Genomic DNA, 16441 nt, shown 5'->3' with positions numbered 1-16441 from the left:
GGGCCGGGGGTGGCCTCGGCCCGTCTGCTTAGCCGTCGATGCGGATGCGGGCGTTCGTCGGGTCGTAAGGGCTGTCCTCGGTGACGACGGCGTCCCATTCCTTCAGCTGGATCTTCACCTTCAGCTTCTGGCCGGGTTCGGCCAATGCGGCGGGGACATAGCCCATGCCGATCTGCTTGCCGAAGGCTACGGAATACCCGCCCGAGGTCAGGCGACCGACCTTGATGCCGTCATGGATGATCGCCTCTTTCCCCCACGGGTCGGTGTCGGACGGGCCGTCGATCAGGAGGGTGACGCATTTGGCGCGGATGCCGGTAGCCAGCATCCTTTCCTTGCCACGGAAGTCCTTGGAGAGGTCCACGAAGCGGTCAAGGGCGGCTTCCAGCGGGGTCGCGTCGCGGCCCAGTTCGCTGCCGAAGGCGCGGTAGGATTTTTCCTGCCGCAGCCAGTTCTGCGCCCGGGCACCGACGCCCTTCAACCCATGCTTTTCGCCCACCGACCAGATCAGATCCCAGAGATAGCGGCCGAATTCGATCGGGTAGTGCAGCTCCCAGCCGAGTTCCCCGGTGTAGGCCACGCGGACGGCGCGGACCGGGCACATGCCCAGTTCGATGTCGCGGTAGCTGAGCCAGGGGAAGCGCTTGTTGCCCAGAACGGTGTCGGGATCGGCGTCCTTGACGATCTCTTTCAGAAGCGCCCGGGCGTTCGGACCGGCCAGCGCATAAACGCCCCATTGGGTGGTGACGTCGTGGATGTCGATGTGGCCCTTGCCTTCCGCCATCCAGTCCTCGGCCGATTTCAGCAGGAAATCGGCGTCATAGGCCGTCCACGCTCCGGCGGAGATCAGGTAGTACTCGTCCTGTTTCAGCCGGACGATGGTGTATTCCGTCCGCACCGTGCCGTGGTCGGTCAGGGCATAGGTCAGGTTGATCCGGCCCACGTTCGGGAGTTTGTTGCAGGTGAAATGGTCGAGGAAGGCCGTCGCCCCCGGCCCGCGCACCAAGTGTTTCGTGAAGGCCGAGGCGTCGATGATGCCTACGGTGTTGCGGACGGCTTCGGCCTCGGCCTTGGCATAGGGCCACCAGGTGCCCCGGCGGAAGCTGCGGCCATTGTGGTCGAAGTCAGCGGGGGCGTCCTTCGGGCCGTAGTAGTTGGGGCGTTCCCAGCCGTTCACCTGGCCGAATTGCGCGCCCATTTCCTTTTGCCGGTCATAGGCGGGGGCGGTGCGCAAGGGGCGGCAGGCTTCGCGTTCCTCGTCCGGGTGGTGCAGGATGAAGACGTGGTCGTAGCATTCCTCGTTCTTGCGCGAGGCGTATTCCGTGGTCATCCAGCCGCCGAAACGCTTGGGGTCGAGCGAGGCCATGTCGATCTCGGCCTCGCCTTCGGTCATCAGTTGCGCGAGGTAGTAGCCGGTGCCGCCCGCCGCGGTGATGCCGAAGGAGAAGCCCTCGGCCAGCCACATGTTGCGCAGGCCGGGGGCGGGGCCGACCAGCGGGTTGCCGTCCGGCGTATAGCAGATCGGGCCGTTGTAATCGTCCTTGAGGCCCACGGTTTCCGAGGACGGAATCCGGTGGATGAAGGACATGTATTCCGCCTCGATCCGTTCGAGGTCGAGCGGGAAGAGGTCGGCGCGGAAGCTGTCGGGAACGCCATACTGGAAGCGCGCCGGGGCGCCCTTTTCGTAGGGGCCGAGGATCCAGCCGCCGCGTTCCTCGCGGACATACCACTTGGCGTCGGCATCGCGCAGGACCGGGTGCTGCGGGTTCGACTTGCGCCATTCGACCAGCGCCGGGTCGGGCTCGGTCACGATATACTGGTGTTCCACCGGGATCGCCGGGGTCTTGATCCCCAGAAGCCGCGCGGTGCGCTGGGCGTGGTTGCCGGTGGCGGTGACGACATGTTCGGCGGTGATGTCGAAACGGTCGTCGGTGGGGATGAGCATGCCGCCCTTGTCTTCCAGCCTTGTGCAGGAGACGACCCATTCCGACCCGGTCCAGCGGTAGCCGTCGACCTGGATCTTGCGTTCGATGGTCGCGCCCAGTTGGCGGGCGCCCTTGGCCATGGCCTGGGTCACGTCGGCCGGGTTGATGTAGCCGTCCTGCGGGTGGTAGAGCGCGCCGATCAGGTCCTCGGTGCGGACCAGCGGCCAGCGGTCCTTGATCTCTTTCGGCGTCAGGAACTCATGGTAGACCCCGGCGGTTTCGGCCACCGAGGAATAGAGCATGTATTCGTCCATCCGCGCCTGGGTCTGCGCCATGCGCAGGTTGCCCACGACATAGAAGCCGGGGTTCAGGCCGGTCTCCGCCTCCAGCCCCTTGTAGAAATCCACCGAATACTTGTGGATGTGGGTCGTGGCGTAGCTCATGTTGAACAGCGGCAGAAGGCCCGCGGCGTGCCAGGTGGACCCGGCTGTCAGTTCGTCGCGTTCCACGAGCATGGTATCCCAGCCCGCCTTGGCAAGGTGATAGGCGATGCCGGTGCCGACTGCGCCGCCGCCGACGACAAGGGCTTTGACATGGGTCTTCATGGAGGGGACTCCCGCAACAGGTTTGCCCCTATCTGCCAGAGGTGCGGGAAAGCGGGCAAGTCCACCCGACCTTTGGCGTCAGAAAACGACATGCGCTCATGTCGCGCCGAAGTCTTGCCGCGATTCTGCGGTTGAAGGGGCGCAAAGGGACCGAGGCATGACCACCACCGAAACCGCACCCATATCCCCATCCCGCCCCGCGCTGGCGGCTCTGGCGGCGATCGTCCTGTCCTGGCTGGCGGAATATGCGGCGCAGCTGGGCTATTCCGGGCCGGGCGGCGAGTTGTCGCTGTGGGGCGTGCAGATGGCCGTGGCGCAAAGCGCGGTCGTCGTCGCGGGGCTGGTGATCGGGCTGGCACTGGTCGGGCGGATGGACCTGCTGGCGCGGATGGTGACGCTGTTGTTCCTGCTGGTGGCGGTCCTGAACCTTGCGCTGTGGACGCTGTTCCGGGAGGCGCCGCAGCTGTTCCAGACGCAGGGTCGGGTTGCCGCGCTCCGGGCTGCGTCGCATCTGGTTCAGATCGCGCTGCTGGTCTGGCTGCTGCGCGTTCCGGGACGAGGATGGGCCCGAGCCGGGCTGGTGATGGCGGTCGTCTTTCTGGGGACGAAGGACATCGCGCTGCGTTGGTTCAGCGTGGATGCGTTGTATGTGTTCCCCGATGCGGCCCATGCCGACAGGGCCCCGGTGGATGTCGAGGCGCTGTATGCGGCGCAGGATCGGCTGATGGCTGCGCAAGTGGCGGCGCTGGCGCCCGAGACCCCGGGCGTCCCGGAGGTCTTTGCCCTGGCGCTGGGCGGGACGGCGGACCAGTCGGTGTTCCTGTCCGAGGTCGAAAGCGTGGCGGCGATCCTTGACGCGCAATATGGCGCGGGTGCGCGGACGTTCAAGCTGGCCAACAGCCACGACGACCCGACGCGCTATCCGCTGGCGAACCGCGCGAACCTCGCGCGCGCTCTGGCCGAGATCGGCGCGCGCCAGGGGGCCGAGGACCTGGCCTTCCTGTTCCTCACCTCGCATGGTCAGAAGGACCTGTTCGGGCTGAGCTTCCCCGAGGCCGCGACCTCGGACCTGACGGCGGCAGAGTTCCGGCGGATGCTGGATGACAGCGGGATCGGGCCTGCGGTGATCGTCGTATCGGCCTGCTTTTCGGGGTCTTTCATCGACGACATCGCCGCGCCCGACCGGCTGGTCATCACGGCGGCGCGGGAGGACCGGACATCCTTCGGCTGCCGCGACGGGGCAAAGTGGACGGAGTTCGGTGAGTCGTTCTTCGACCGTGCGCTGCGGGTCGAGCCGGACCCGCGCAGGGCGTTTAGGGTCGCGGCCGAGGATGTGGCGGGGAAAGAAGCGGCGGGCGGGCTGACGCCGAGCCTGCCGCAGATTGCTGAAGGCTCCGGGATCGGCACGGTGCTGGACCGGGTGCTGACGCACTGAGGGGCCGCTCGTCGTGCGCCTTCGGCTTCTCCTCGCTGGCGCGACCGACGAAACGCAGAAGGCGTACGAGGAGGGGTTCTTGCCGTTGGGTGCGTTCTGCGCGAGGGTGGCGCGAAGCTTGAGGAGCGCCCGGCATGACCCGTTTCAACCAACCCCTCGGCGGCAACGAGATGCCGCGGTTCGGCGGTCCGGCGACGATGATGCGGCTGCCTGCGGCGATCAGCGCAAGGGGGCTGGATGCGGCCTTCATCGGGATTCCGATGGACCACGGCACCAGCAATCGCCCCGGCACCCGGCTGGGACCGCGGCAGATCCGTGACGAATCCCGCATGATCCGGCCCTACAACATGGCCACCGGCGCGGCGCCCTTCGAGCATCTTCAGGTCGCGGACCTGGGCGATGTTCCGATCAACACCTTCGATCTGAAGAAGACCGTTGACATCATCACCGCGCATTACCGCGAGGTGCTGGCCGAAGGCGTGATCCCTCTGACCTTGGGGGGCGACCATACCCTGACCTGGCCGATCCTGCGGGCGATCAAGGAGAAGCACGGGCCGGTGGCGCTGATCCATGTCGATGCCCATGCCGACATCAACGACACCATGTTCGGCGAGACGGTTGCCCACGGCTGCCCGTTCCGCCGCGCGTGGGAAGATGGCTGTCTGCAGAACGACATGGTGTTCCAGATCGGCCTGCGCGCCACCGGCTATGCGGCGGACGATTTCGACTGGGGCCGCGACAGGGGCTGGACGGTGGTGCAGGCCGAGGAATGCTGGCACAAGTCCCTGACGCCACTGATGCAGATCGTACGGGACCGGATCGGCGATGCGCCGGTTTACCTGAGCTACGACATCGACAGCCTCGACCCAGCCTTCGCTCCGGGCACGGGCACGGTGGAGCCGGGCGGCCTGTCCACCTGGCAGGGGCTGGAGATCATCCGGGGCTGTGCCGGGCTGAACCTGGTCGGTTGCGATCTGGTCGAGGTCTCGCCGCCCTATGATCCGTCCGGCAACACGGCGCTTATCGGGGCGAATTTCCTGTACGAGATGCTGTGCGTCCTGCCTGGAGTGCCGCAGAACCCCTCGCGCTTTTCCGGGCTGACGTTCTGAAGGCCCCTAGCCGCCTGCGTCCTCGCTGACCATGCAGCGCTTGACGCCGTTCTTGCCGGTCGCGCAGTCCACCTGGACCGGTGCCGCCTGGGCCGGTGCGGTTGCGCCTGTTGCATTGCTCAGGCCGAAAAGGCCGCCGATCAGGGCGCCGATGCCGAGGCTTCCCCTGGAGGGTGGGGCGGCAGTCTGCACTTCGGTTGCGCTACGCGCCTCCTCTTGCCTTTGCGCCTTGTCGGCGGCGCGGCGGGCGCGGGCGGCGACATAGGCTTCGCGGTCGGTGTCGTCCAGCGCCGAGGCGAGCACGATCAGCGGGACCTTGCCCAGCCCCTCGACCTTGTCGATGACGCTGGCGTTCATCGCCTCGACATTCAGTGTCTCGAAGAAGGGGAGGAGTTCGGTGTCCTTCATCCGCCGAGGGGCCAAAAGCCGGAGGTGGATCTGCCCCCCGACATCGGCTAGGAACAGACGGCCGCGAAAGTCTTCGGGCAGAAGGTCCTCCGTCACGTCCAGCCCGCGGACCGTCATCACGTCGGCAGCGCCGAACTGGGCCGAGATCGCCTGCAGCGCGGCCCGTTCCTTGAGCGCGGCGCTGCTGGTGAAGATCAGGTTGGGATAACGCACCGCCTGGACCAGCACGGTCCGGTCGCCTTTCTGGTAGGCCCGGATCGCGACTTCGGTGCCGTTGCCGGAAACGCCCGAGAGCAGCGCCTCAAGCGCGGCGACGGCAGCCTTGTCGGCCTTGGCCAGGGATTTCGGCAGGAACGGCCTCAGATCCTCGGCCGAGGCGGCGCGCAGTTTCCAGCCTTCGGGTGCCTTGGGCAACATGTCGGCAAGGCGCGTCGGCATTCCCCCGGCGCTGGCCGCGTCAGACAACCCGGCAAGACGGTCGGTGAGGCCCGACAGGTATTCGGCAAAGCTCAGCCCGTCGGCATCCGCGCGGCCGGCAAGGCGCGCGGACATCCGGAAGTCGTAGTACATGTAGCCACCTGCCATGGTGGTCAGCATCAGAAGGGTGGCGATCAGCCGTATCACGGTTTGGTCCTTGTCTGCGCGCGCCCCGGTCTAGCCCGGAATTTTGGCAACCTTCGGGCGAAGGCGGAAGAAATATCGCACTCAGGCCCGATGACGCAGCGACGTCAGCGCGAAAAGACCCGCCGCAACCACGATGATCGACGGCCCGGTCGGCGTGTCCTGCCAGAGCGACAGGCCAAGCCCGCCCAGGCCCGAGACGGCCCCGACCGCGATGGCGAGGGCGGCCATGGCCTCGGGTGTGCGGGCAAAGCTGCGGGCGGCAGCGGCGGGGATGATAAGCATCGCGGCGATGAGCAGCGCGCCGACGATCTTCAGCGCCACGGCGACGACCAGGGCCAGGGCGATGACGAGGATCAACCGTTCGCGGTTAGGTCGCAAGCCTGCGGCATGGGCCAGATCCTCGGACAGGGTGGCGGTCAGCAGCGCCTGCCAGCGCCAGGCCAGAAGCGCAAGCACAGCCAGCGCCCCCAGCCAGACCAGCGCGAGTTCAAGACGCGAGACGGCCAGGATGTCGCCGAAAAGATAGCTCGACAGGTCGGTGCGGACGGTGGGAAAGAAGCTGACGGCGACCAGGCCGAAGGCCAGCGCGGAATGTGCAAGCACGCCAAGCGTGGTATCCATCGCCCAGCCCCGCGCGGACAGGCCCGCGACGGTGACGGCCATCGCCAGCGCGACAGTCAGGGTGCCAAGGCCGATCGGCAGGTCGGTCGCAAGCGCCAGCGCCACGCCCAGGACGGCGGCATGCGCCGTTGCATCGCCGAAATAGGCCATCCGCCGCCAGATCACGAAGGACCCAAGCGGCCCGGTGGCCAGCGACAGGCCGACGGCGGCAAGCCCGGCCCGGACCAGGAAATCGTCAAGCATGATCGTGGTCGTGGTGGTGATGATGCGGGTGGCCGTCCTTGTGGTCGTGGTCGTGCTCATGGCGATACAGCGCAAGCGCGCCCTGGGTGCCAAGGCCGAACAGCGCGCGGTATTCCGGCGCAGTCGACACGACGCGCGGTGTGCCCTCGCAGCAGATGTGGCCGTTGAGGCAGATCACCCGGTCGCTTGCCGCCATCACCACATGCAGGTCGTGGCTGACCATCAGGACCGCTGCGCCGGTCTGTGTCCGCACCTCCTCGATCAGTCGGTAGAAGGCGGCTTCGCCTGGCTGGTCCAGACCCGAGGTCGGCTCGTCCAGCATCAGAAGCTGCGGCTTGCCCAGAAGCGCGCGGGCCAGAAGGACGCGCTGCTGCTGGCCGCCCGAGAGCGTGGTCATCTGCTCGCCCCCTTGTCCCGCCATGCCGACGCGGGCCAGCGCCTCTGCGGCGGCGGCGTCCGAAACGCGGGTCGGCAGCGACAGGAAGCGGCGGACGGTGATCGGCATGGTCCGGTCGATGGTCAGCTTTTGCGGCACATAGCCGACGCGCAGGCCCGCCTCGCGCAGGATGCGGCCTTCGGCAACCGGGACGATGCCGAGCAGCGCGCGCAGCAAGGTGGACTTGCCAGAACCGTTGGGCCCAAGGATCGTCACGATCTCGCCCGGGTCCACCCGGAGCGAGATGTCATGCAGCACTTCGTCGCTGCCGAAGCGGACGCAGACATGGTCGGCGGCGATCAGGCTCATGCCTGCCCCCGGCAGTTTGGGCAGAGGCCGAGCGCCTCGATGGTGGAGCGTTCGACCTGAAAGCCGGTGCGGGCGGCCTCGGTGTCCAATGCGGCGCGGGCGGCGGTGGCTTCGGCCTCGGCGACAGTGTGGCAGGTCCGGCAGATCAGGAAGGCGGGGGCGTGATCCTCGCCGGGGTGGACGCAGGCGGTGAAGGCGTTCAGCCGCTGGATGCGATGGGCAAGCCCCTGTTCCACCAGGAATTCCAGTGCGCGATAGGCCACGGGGGGCTGGTTGCCGAATCCTTCGGTCGCAAGGCGGGCGAGCACATCGTAGGCACCAAGCGCCTTGTGTTCCTCCAAGAGGATCTCCAGCACCCGGCGGCGGACCGGGGTCAGCCGCGCCCCTGTCGTGGCGGTCAAGGCCTCGGCCCGCGCCAGGGCGTCCTGCGCGCAATGGGCGTGGTCATGCGCCGCAAAGGCGAGGTCGGGGGCCGCGCAGCCGGGGCAATCTTGGGGGGCGGACATCGGAGCTCTTGACGTGTTATGATATTACATACATACATCGCGCCGACCCGAAAAGGAAGCCGACCGATGCGTTATATCATTACTCTTCTTGCCGCCGCCACCCCCGCTTTTGCTGAAGTCCCGAAGGTGGTGACCGATATTCCGCCGGTCCATGCCCTGGTGGCGCAGGTCATGGGCGACCTTGGCCAGCCGGTGCTTCTGCTGGCCAAAGGGGCGGACGAGCACGACTTCCAGCTCAAGCCAAGCCAGGCCGGCACGGTGGCGGGCGCGGACCTGGTGGTCTGGATCGGGCCGGAGCTGACCCCCTGGCTGGACACCGCGATGAAGAACCGCCCCAGCGGTGCCGCGGCGCTGGCGCTGCTGGACGCCGAGGGGACCAAGCGCCGGGACTATGCGGCGGGGGAGGAGGGCGACGGGCACGACCATACCGCCGAGGCAGGCCACGATCACGACGCCCAACAGGGTCACGACCACGAGGGCCATTCGCACAGCGGCGAGGACCCGCATGCCTGGCTTGATCCGGGCAACGCGCGGGTCTGGCTGGGGCTGATCGCCGCTGAGCTTGGGCGACTGGACCCCGGGAATGCGGCGGTTTATGCGGCAAACGCCACGGCAGCCAGTGAGCGGATCACGGCGCTGGATGCCGAGGTCGCGGCGATCCTTGCCCCGGTCAAGGGCAAGCCTTTGGTGTCGTTCCACGATGCCTTCGGCTATTTCGCGGATCACTACGGGGTCGACATCGTGGGCAGCATCGCGCTTGGGGATGCCTCGTCGCCCGGGGCGGCACGACTGAAAGAGCTGCGGTCGCGGATGGAGGCCGGGCAGGTGCTGTGCATCTTCCCCGAGGTGCAGCATGACCCCGCGCTGGTGACCCGGATGGCCGAGGGGACCGGCGCGAAGATCGGCGCGGCGCTGGACCCAGTGGGGTCCTCGCTGGAGCCGGGACCGGGGGCCTATGCGGCGCTGCTGCGCGGGATTGCGCAGTCGATTTCGGATTGTGCGGCTGGCTGAGGGCGGTGGGCAGATTGCCCACCCTACGCCCGCGCGGGTGTGTGAAGTCGGTGGTCATTGTGACTTGGCGGCGGACGCCTCCGGCGGGAGTATTTGGGACATGGGCAAGACGTTGGTGACGGAAGGTCGCTACGCTTGCGCGAGTTGCAGCAGTCGATCGCAATCGACATGGGCCGCAAGGTGGTCGGCGAGGGCGTCGAGCGTGTCCTCGACGGTCTGGTCGTAGCTTAGGTTGCCCGGAGTTGCGCCGAGGCTGGCGAGGAAGGCGCGGCGGAAGGCGTCTTCGGTGAACATGCCGTGGAGGTAGCTGCCCATCACCCTGCCATCGGCGCGGATGGCACCTTCAGGCTTGCCGTTCACGGTGAACAGCGGGTTGGCCCGGTCGGGCCCTTGGGTGCGGCCGAGGTGGATCTCGTAGCCTTTGACCTTGGTGCCGGAGGTGGGGTGGATCGCTTCGGTCTCGGTCACGCGCTTGTCGGGGGTCATGGTGGTGGTGAGGTCGAGCAGGCCGAGGCCGGGGACGGAGCCCGGTTTGCCCTCGATGCCCTCGGGGTCGGCAATCTCGCGCCCCAGCATCTGGTAGCCGCCGCAGAGGCCGAGGACGCGTGTGCCTCGGCGCAGGGCGGCGGCGAGGTCGATGTCCCAGCCCTGGGCGCGGAAATGGGCAAGGTCGGCGATGGTGGCCTTGGAGCCGGGCAGGATGACGAGGTCGGCCTCGACCGGCAGGGGCTTGCCGGGTTTGATGATCCTTAGCGTGACGCCGGGTTCCTGCGCCAGGGGGTCGAGGTCGTCGAAATTGGCGATGCGGTTGAGGTGCGGGACGGCGATGAGGAAGCCCCCGCTGCCACGGGTGCCGCCGAGGTCGGCGGCGTCTTCGGCGGGGAGTTTGTGGGCGTCCGGGAACCAGGGGATGACGCCGAGGCCGGGCCAGCCGGTGCGCTGTTCGATAAGGCGGTAGCCGTCGTCGAAGAGGCGCGGGTCGCCGCGGAACTTGTTGATCAGGAAGCCGCGGATCATGGCGTTGTCGGTGGGGTCGAGAACGGCTTGGGTGCCAACGAGTTGCGCGATGACGCCGCCTCGGTCGATGTCGCCGGTCAGGATCACCGGGGTGTCGGAGGCCAAGGCGAAGCCCATGTTGGCGATGTCGTTCGCGCGCAGGTTGACCTCGGCCGGGCTGCCCGCGCCTTCGACGATGACGAGATCCGCCTCTGCCTTGAGGCGGCGGAAACTGTCGAGGACGGGCGCCATCAGCTGTGGCTTCAGCGCGGCATATTCCTTCGCGCGCACCGTGGTCAGCCGTTTCCCCTGCACGATCACCTGCGCGCCGGTCTCGGACTCGGGCTTCAGCAGGACCGGGTTCATGTCCACCTGCGGCGCGACCCCGCAGGCGCGGGCCTGAAGCGCCTGGGCGCGGCCGATTTCGCCGCCCACCGCCACGGCGGCATTGTTCGACATGTTCTGCGGCTTGAAGGGGCGGACGGTCAGGCCGGTCCGGGTGAAATGGCGGCAGAGGCCCGCGACCAGCAGCGACTTGCCGACGTTGGAGCCCGCGCCCTGGATCATGATCCTCATGACTTGCGCGCCATCAGCCAGAGGAAGCAGACCCCGCCGACCAGGCCGGTGACGACGCCGATCGGCATGTCCTCGGGCGCCATGACCACGCGGGCGACGGTATCGGCGGCGACAAGAAAGATCGCTCCGAACAGGGCGGAAAGCGGCAGGACGCGGGCGTTGTCGCCTCCGGCCACGAAGCGGACGAGATGGGGCATCATCAGGCCGACAAAGCCGATCAGGCCCGAGAAGGCAACCATCACGCCGGTGATGAGCGCGCCTGCGACGAAGACCGACAGGCGGAAACGGGCGACGGGGATGCCGAGGGAGGCAGCGGTTTCGTCGCCCAGCGACATGGCGTTGAGGGCCGGGGCCTTGGACCAGAGCCAGAGGCCGGCAGGGACAAGGACGGCGAGGGGGTAGATCAGGTGGCTCCACTGCGCGAGGCCGAGGCCGCCGAGCATCCAGAAGACGACCGTGTGGGTGGCTCTGGGGTCGCCGAGGAAGATCAACACGTTGGCCCCGGCCATGATGATGAAGCTGACGGCGACGCCGGCGAGGACCAGCCGGTCGGCGCTGGTGGCTCCGGTCACCCGGGCGATCATCAGGACGAGGAAGGTTGCGGCCAGAGCGCCCCCGAAGGCCATCAGCGGCACGGTGAGGAGGCCGAGGAAGAGGCCGGTGTGCAGCAGCGCCGCGATGGCGCCGAAGGCCCCGCCCGAGGAGATGCCGAGGAGGTGGGGGTCGGCGAGGGGATTGCGGGTGACGGATTGCAGAGCGGCGCCGGTGATCCCGAGGCCCGCCCCGACGAGGGCGGCGAGAAGGGCGCGGGGGAAGCGGATGTTCCAGACGATGGCCTCGCGGCCTTCGGTCCAGTCGGGGGTGACGAGGCCGGGGATCAGGTGATTGGCCAGCACGCCCCAGACGGTGGACAACGGGACGGGGACGGCGCCGACCGAGACGGCGATGAGGATCGCGAGGAAGAGTGCCGCGCCGCCGCCAAGCGCGAGGCTGGCGCGGCGGGTGAGGCGCAGGGTCGTGGAGACCGGGGTAGTGAGGGGCGTTTCGGTCATGCTCGGCCCCGGGGGGAGGCTCGTCCTGCGCCTTCGGATTCTCCTTGCGTTGGGGGCAGCGAAGAACGGCGCAGCCGTGCGATGAGCAGTGTGGCGGGGCGCTCCTCGCTGGGGAAGCGGCGGGTCATCCGGCGTGCTCCAGCATGGTCCGGGCTGCAGTCTGACCCGACAGGTAGGCCCCATGGGCGGTCCCGGCGTAGATGGGTTCTGTCGCCTCGCCGGCGAAGATCAGGCGGCCGTGCCAGTCGGCCCCGGCCATCGCGCGGCGGGTAGCGGGGGAGGAGCCGGTGGCGTGGAAGGAGTAGGAGCCACGGGCGAAGGGGTCCTGCGACCAGCGGGTGACTTGCGCGGCCAGCGGGGCGGGGAAGGCGGTGCCGAACATGGTTTTCAGCGCGTCATGGGCGGCGGCCTGCATCGCGGCGTCGTCAAGGGCTTCCTTTTCCCGGGCCTGGGACCCGGCGTGTAAGGCAAGAAGGACGGGCGCGTTAGTCGCGCGGGAAAGGCTGACCCATTGCGAGAAATGGCCGTCCCTGGGCCCCAGCCATTCGATCCAGTCGGCGGATGCGTCCCAGGCGATGCGGTCGAACCGTAGCCAGCACTTATTCAGAAGACCCATGCCGAGGCTGTCGATGGCCCCCTGGCGGGCGGAGTTCAGCGGCTCGGCGAAGGTGACCGCGCCGGATTGCAGGACACCGAGGGGCAGGGTGACCACGGCATGGTCGGTGGTCAGGGTGCTGCCATCGGCAAGGGTGATGGTTATGCCATCTGGCGAGGAGGCCAGTTCGGAGACAGCCTGGTTCAGGTGAATCGTCAGGCCCCGGGCAAGATGCGTGGGGATCTGGTCGTAGCCGCCCGGGAAGATTACGTCACCGCCCCTGAACCCGCCCAGATCGTCGATGTGCCAGGCCGAGGCGTCGGCCCAGTCGCCGAAGTATTCCTGTTCGAACATGGCGTTGACATAGTGGCGGGTCAGGCGGCGGGTCTGGGGATCGGCGGACAGCCAGTCGGGATGGGACTGCACGGCCTCGGCGAGTGAGATGTCCTCAGCCCCTTCCTCGGCAACCTCGCGGGCGGCGTCGATCAGGGCTTCGGCTTCCTCCATCGCTTGGGTGAGGTCGAGGTCCCCGCCGTCGGGTCCCAGTGCGATGCTCCGGTCGTAGGAGGTGCCTGCGCGGTCTGCCCCGGCCTCATCGGCCAGAGCGGTGATCGGGTTGCCCCTGACCCCGTGGACCCAGTTGGCCCCAAGGTCCATCGGCAGGTCGGGCCAGAGGCGCGAGGTCCAGATGCGGCCGCCGATGCGGTCGCGGGCCTCCACGACGGTGACCTCATGCCCGGCTGCCTGCAACGTGCGGGCGGCGGACAAACCGGAGAGCCCCGCGCCGATGACGACGATCCGGCGCGGCGCCTGTTGCGCGCGCGCGCCCCGCGCCAGAAGCGCGGCGGGGATCAGGGACAGGGCGGCGCGGCGGTGCATCAGTTCCCCCAGAAGCCTTTCACCAGCTTTTCCACCGCGCGGATGTTGCGGGGGCCGGGCGTGGCCTCGACATATTCCAGGACCACATACCGGTCATTCTTCACCGCGTCGACATTGGCGAAGGCGGGGTTGCCCTCCAGGAAGGCGATCTTCTCCTCGGCCGTCACGTCGCCGTAGTTGACGATCACGATCACCTCGGGGTTCCTCTCCACCACCGGCTCCCACGCCACAGTGGCCCAGCTTTTCTCCAGGTCGTCCATGATGTTCACCCCGCCCGCCGCCTCGATCATCGCGGTCGGCATGGCATAGGCCCCGGCGGTGAAGGGGGTTTCCTCGCCGCTGTCATAGACGAAGACGCGCAGGGGTTTGCTGCGGTCGATTCCCGCCGTCACTTCCGCAAGCCGGGCCTTCCAGCCCGCGACCAGTTCCTGCGCCTTCGCTTCGACCCCGAAGATCGTGCCGAGGTTCAGGATGTCGTTGTACATGTCATCCATGCTGGACCTGCCCTTGGGGCCGATGTGGATGCAGCTTTCGGTGAGCTCGTAGGTCTTGATCCCCAGAGGCTCCAGCGTTTCAGGCGTGACCTCGCCGCCGACCTTCATGCCGTAGTTCCAGCCGGCGAAGAAGAAATCCGGTTCGGCGCCCGCAAGGACTTCCTTCGTCGGATACTTGGCCGAGAGTTCCGGCAGTTCGGCGACGCCCGCGCGCATCTCCTCGTCCAGGGTCTTCCAGCCCGAGATGCCGGTATAGCCGATCATCCGGTCGCGCAGGCCAAGGACCAGCATCATCTCGGTCAGGTTCACGTCGTTCGAGATCGCGTGGGCGGGGGATGCGTCGAAGGTCACCTCGCGGTTGCAGCTTTTCACCGTGACCGGATAGGCCAGCGCGGGAGTGGCGGACAGCAGCAGGGCGATGATGGCGTGTTTCATGCAGGTCATCCGTGCAGTTGAAAGGAAAAGCGCGGCGCGGGGCCGGAACGGTCCACGCGGGCGGTGACGTTGAAGGCCCGGGCGATGGTCGCCTCGGTCAGGGCCTGGTCGGGCGGGGCATCGGCGACGATGCGGCCCTGATGCAGAACCAGCACCCGGTCGGCGAAGTCCGCCGCCAGGGTCAGGTCGTGCAGCGTGGCAATGACCGTCAGGCCAAGGCCGCGCAGCAGCGCCAGAAGCTCCAGCTGGTGGCGGATGTCGAGGTGGTTCGTGGGCTCGTCCAGCACGATCACCTGCGGTTCCTGCGCCAGCGCCCGGGCGACCATCACGCGCTGACGCTCGCCGCCCGAGAGCGTGCCGAAGGGCCGGTCGGCGAAGGCGGTCAGGTCCATCCGCCGAAGCGAGGCCTCGACCACGGCGTTGTCCAGCGTGCCGGGGCCAAAGCCCTTGCGGTGCGGCAGTCGGCCCAGGGCTACGATCTGCCTTGTGGTCAGGGCGAAGTCGGTCGGCTGTTCCTGCAACACGGCGGCAACGATGCGGGCGGACTCGGGCGCCTTCATCAGCCAGAGGTCGCGGCCCATCAGCCGCACCGTGCCCTTGCGCGGCGCCTGGTGGCGGTAAAGCAGCCGGAGGAGCGAGGACTTCCCCGCCCCGTTCGCCCCGCAGATCGCCAGCACCTCTCCTGCAGTGACCGAGAATGTCAGGTCGTGCAGGATGTCCGCCTGGCGCTTCGGCCCCCAGTGGACGCGGGACAGTTCGACGACCGGGGTCATTGGACCGGGCCCTCGCGGGTCACGATGATCGCGGCGGGGATGCGGGCAAGCGTCGTATCACAAAGGCGCGGTGGCAGATCGCGGCCGCCCATCCAGCCGTCCTCCAGCGCGGCATAGAGACGCGAGAATTCGATCAGCTCGTCCAGTGGCTGGTCGGGGTCGATGTCGCCGAAGAGCCAGGTCGCCTTGCCGGTTGCGCGGTAGCCTACCACGCAGGGCGCCCCATGGGCGGGCACGCAACCGGCGAGGCAGGCGGTGCCCGAGACCTCGAACGCCTCGCCAAGGTCGGCCGCGGCGATGGCGGCGCGCAGCGTCTTCAAGAGCTCGAACCCCGGCTTGCAGGGCTGATCCTTGTGCTTGCAGGCCTTGCAGACCAGAATCTGATGCGGCGCGGACTGCGCCACGGCATAGGGGGGTGAGGCCGTCGGCCTCGGGGTCTTTTCCATCGAACACTCCTTCCGGGACACCCCGCCCGGCGGCTGACTGATCCGATGGCAGGTCTCCTGACTTCGCGGGTCGCCGCTTCCCCCCGCCTTCCCGGCCATCCGGCCAGTGGCAATGAGGGGTCGCTCGCCGCTTACAGTTGCGGGGGCAGTCGGGGACTTGGCGGCTGATGCCTACACCTCACCCCGTTCCCTTTTCACCCGGCGGCGCTTTGCGTCATGCCGGGAACCATCGCCCTTTTTCTGCGCCGGAACGCCCGGGCTGGCAAGACGGAAAGCGACATGCCGCGGCCCGGAAGCGCCAGGCGCGGTAGCAGCGCATCATGGGGCAGGCAGAGTACCAGCGGCGGAAGGCCGCCAATACCGGACCGTCAGGGTGCTGCGGCGGTGACTTCGACCTCGACCAGGAATTCCGGCCGGGTAAAGCCCGAGACGATCACCAGGGTCGAGGCGGGCAGGCGCGTCAGTCCCGCAAGCCATTCGTCGCGCGCCCGCATGTAGCCTGCCATATGGGCCCGGTCGGTGACGAAGGCATTGATCCGCACCACGTCGGCGGGGCCCATCCCGGCCTCGGCCAGGATCGCCGCGCAGTTGGCGAAGCATTGGATCGCCTGGGCATAGGCCCCTTCGGGCAGGCTGTCGTCCGCGGCCACGCCAAGTTGCCCCGAGGTGCAGACCCAGCGCAATCCGGCGGGCACCTCGACCCCAAGAGCATAGGCGGCAAAGGGTGGTCGGATGGCGGAAGGGCTTAGGGCGCGCATCGAAATCTCTCCGAGTCTGGCACCCCATCCTGCGCCGAAGCGGGCAGTCCTGGCAAATCCACCGCCAAGTCGCTTGTCAGGCTGCCTGAACCTTGTGCAAAAGTTTCCCTGATGCCGTGTCTTGCGCTAGATTTGGGCACTCGCAGCCGCAGGATCGGCCAGAATCGCTGTCTGTGCCACTCTCGCTCTGCAAGGATTGCCCTACCGT

General features: G+C 67.9%; 15 protein-coding genes and 1 riboswitch. Of the genes, 3 read left to right on the top strand and 12 right to left on the bottom strand.

Annotated elements, in window-relative coordinates; translation table 11 throughout:
* Positions 1-28: 28 nt before the first annotated feature.
* Complete coding sequence (locus D5084_RS05130; protein WP_128514444.1) at positions 29-2527, bottom strand: GcvT family protein; 2499 nt, start codon at positions 2525-2527, stop codon at positions 29-31.
* Positions 2528-2684: 157 nt separating this feature from the next.
* On the opposite strand from D5084_RS05130, the gene D5084_RS05125 reads away from it, so the two are divergent.
* Both D5084_RS05125 and speB read left to right on the top strand, forming a co-directional pair.
* The gene (locus D5084_RS05125; RefSeq protein ID WP_128514443.1) at positions 2685-3962 is read left to right on the top strand and encodes a C13 family peptidase; all 1278 of its coding nucleotides are present in this window, start codon (positions 2685-2687) and stop codon (positions 3960-3962) included.
* A gap of 134 nt (positions 3963-4096) precedes the next feature.
* Positions 4097-5071, top strand: coding sequence for an agmatinase (gene speB, locus D5084_RS05120; protein ID WP_128514442.1), 975 nt, complete (start codon positions 4097-4099; stop codon positions 5069-5071).
* 6 nt (positions 5072-5077) lie between these two features.
* Here the strand turns inward: speB and D5084_RS05115 are convergent, their stop codons facing one another.
* The 4 genes from D5084_RS05115 to D5084_RS05100 form a co-directional block, all read right to left on the bottom strand.
* A complete protein-coding gene (locus D5084_RS05115; RefSeq protein ID WP_128514441.1) occupies positions 5078-6103 on the bottom strand; it encodes a hypothetical protein in 1026 nt (341 codons plus the stop codon).
* Positions 6104-6184: 81 nt separating this feature from the next.
* Positions 6185-6967, bottom strand: coding sequence for a metal ABC transporter permease (locus tag D5084_RS05110; protein WP_128514907.1), 783 nt, complete (start codon positions 6965-6967; stop codon positions 6185-6187).
* Positions 6960-7712, bottom strand: coding sequence for an ATP-binding cassette domain-containing protein (locus D5084_RS05105; RefSeq protein ID WP_128514440.1), 753 nt, complete (start codon positions 7710-7712; stop codon positions 6960-6962). The genes D5084_RS05110 and D5084_RS05105 overlap by 8 nt, the downstream gene beginning before the upstream one ends.
* Positions 7709-8218, bottom strand: coding sequence for a Fur family transcriptional regulator (locus D5084_RS05100; RefSeq protein WP_128514439.1), 510 nt, complete (start codon positions 8216-8218; stop codon positions 7709-7711). Before D5084_RS05100 ends, D5084_RS05105 begins: the two co-directional genes overlap by 4 nt.
* Positions 8219-8284: 66 nt before the next feature.
* On the opposite strand from D5084_RS05100, the gene D5084_RS05095 reads away from it, so the two are divergent.
* Positions 8285-9229, top strand: a complete 945-nt coding sequence (locus D5084_RS05095; RefSeq protein ID WP_128514438.1) for a zinc ABC transporter substrate-binding protein — start codon at positions 8285-8287, stop codon at positions 9227-9229.
* A gap of 129 nt (positions 9230-9358) precedes the next feature.
* On the opposite strand, the gene D5084_RS05090 is transcribed toward D5084_RS05095, so the two are convergent.
* The 7 genes from D5084_RS05090 to D5084_RS05060 form a co-directional block, all read right to left on the bottom strand.
* Complete coding sequence (locus D5084_RS05090; protein ID WP_128514437.1) at positions 9359-10801, bottom strand: cobyric acid synthase; 1443 nt, start codon at positions 10799-10801, stop codon at positions 9359-9361.
* Positions 10798-11853 carry a FecCD family ABC transporter permease gene (locus D5084_RS05085; protein ID WP_128514436.1) on the bottom strand — a complete coding sequence of 352 codons (1056 nt, stop codon included), beginning with the start codon at positions 11851-11853 and terminating at the stop codon, positions 10798-10800. The genes D5084_RS05090 and D5084_RS05085 overlap by 4 nt, the downstream gene beginning before the upstream one ends.
* Positions 11854-11977: 124 nt before the next feature.
* Entirely contained in the window at positions 11978-13327 is a 1350-nt protein-coding gene (locus tag D5084_RS05080) for a flavin monoamine oxidase family protein (protein WP_128514435.1), read from the bottom strand.
* Complete coding sequence (locus D5084_RS05075; protein ID WP_128514434.1) at positions 13327-14256, bottom strand: ABC transporter substrate-binding protein; 930 nt, start codon at positions 14254-14256, stop codon at positions 13327-13329. Before D5084_RS05075 ends, D5084_RS05080 begins: the two co-directional genes overlap by 1 nt.
* 5 nt (positions 14257-14261) lie before the next feature.
* The gene (locus tag D5084_RS05070; RefSeq protein ID WP_128514433.1) at positions 14262-15029 is read right to left on the bottom strand and encodes an ABC transporter ATP-binding protein; all 768 of its coding nucleotides are present in this window, start codon (positions 15027-15029) and stop codon (positions 14262-14264) included.
* Positions 15026-15475: a DUF1636 family protein gene (locus tag D5084_RS05065; RefSeq protein WP_128514432.1), complete on the bottom strand. Its 450-nt coding sequence runs from the start codon at positions 15473-15475 to the stop codon at positions 15026-15028. Before D5084_RS05065 ends, D5084_RS05070 begins: the two co-directional genes overlap by 4 nt.
* Positions 15476-15505: 30 nt before the next feature.
* Positions 15506-15721: riboswitch (cobalamin riboswitch) on the bottom strand.
* 122 nt (positions 15722-15843) lie between these two features.
* Positions 15844-16233, bottom strand: a complete 390-nt coding sequence (locus D5084_RS05060; RefSeq protein WP_128514431.1) for a RidA family protein — start codon at positions 16231-16233, stop codon at positions 15844-15846.
* Positions 16234-16441 lie beyond the last annotated feature (208 nt).

The organism is Tabrizicola thermarum (assembly GCF_003574395.1).
Lineage (GTDB): Bacteria > Pseudomonadota > Alphaproteobacteria > Rhodobacterales > Rhodobacteraceae > Tabrizicola > Tabrizicola thermarum.
Note: the sequence above shows the minus strand (reverse complement) of the source record. Positions and strands in the feature narration are given on the sequence as shown.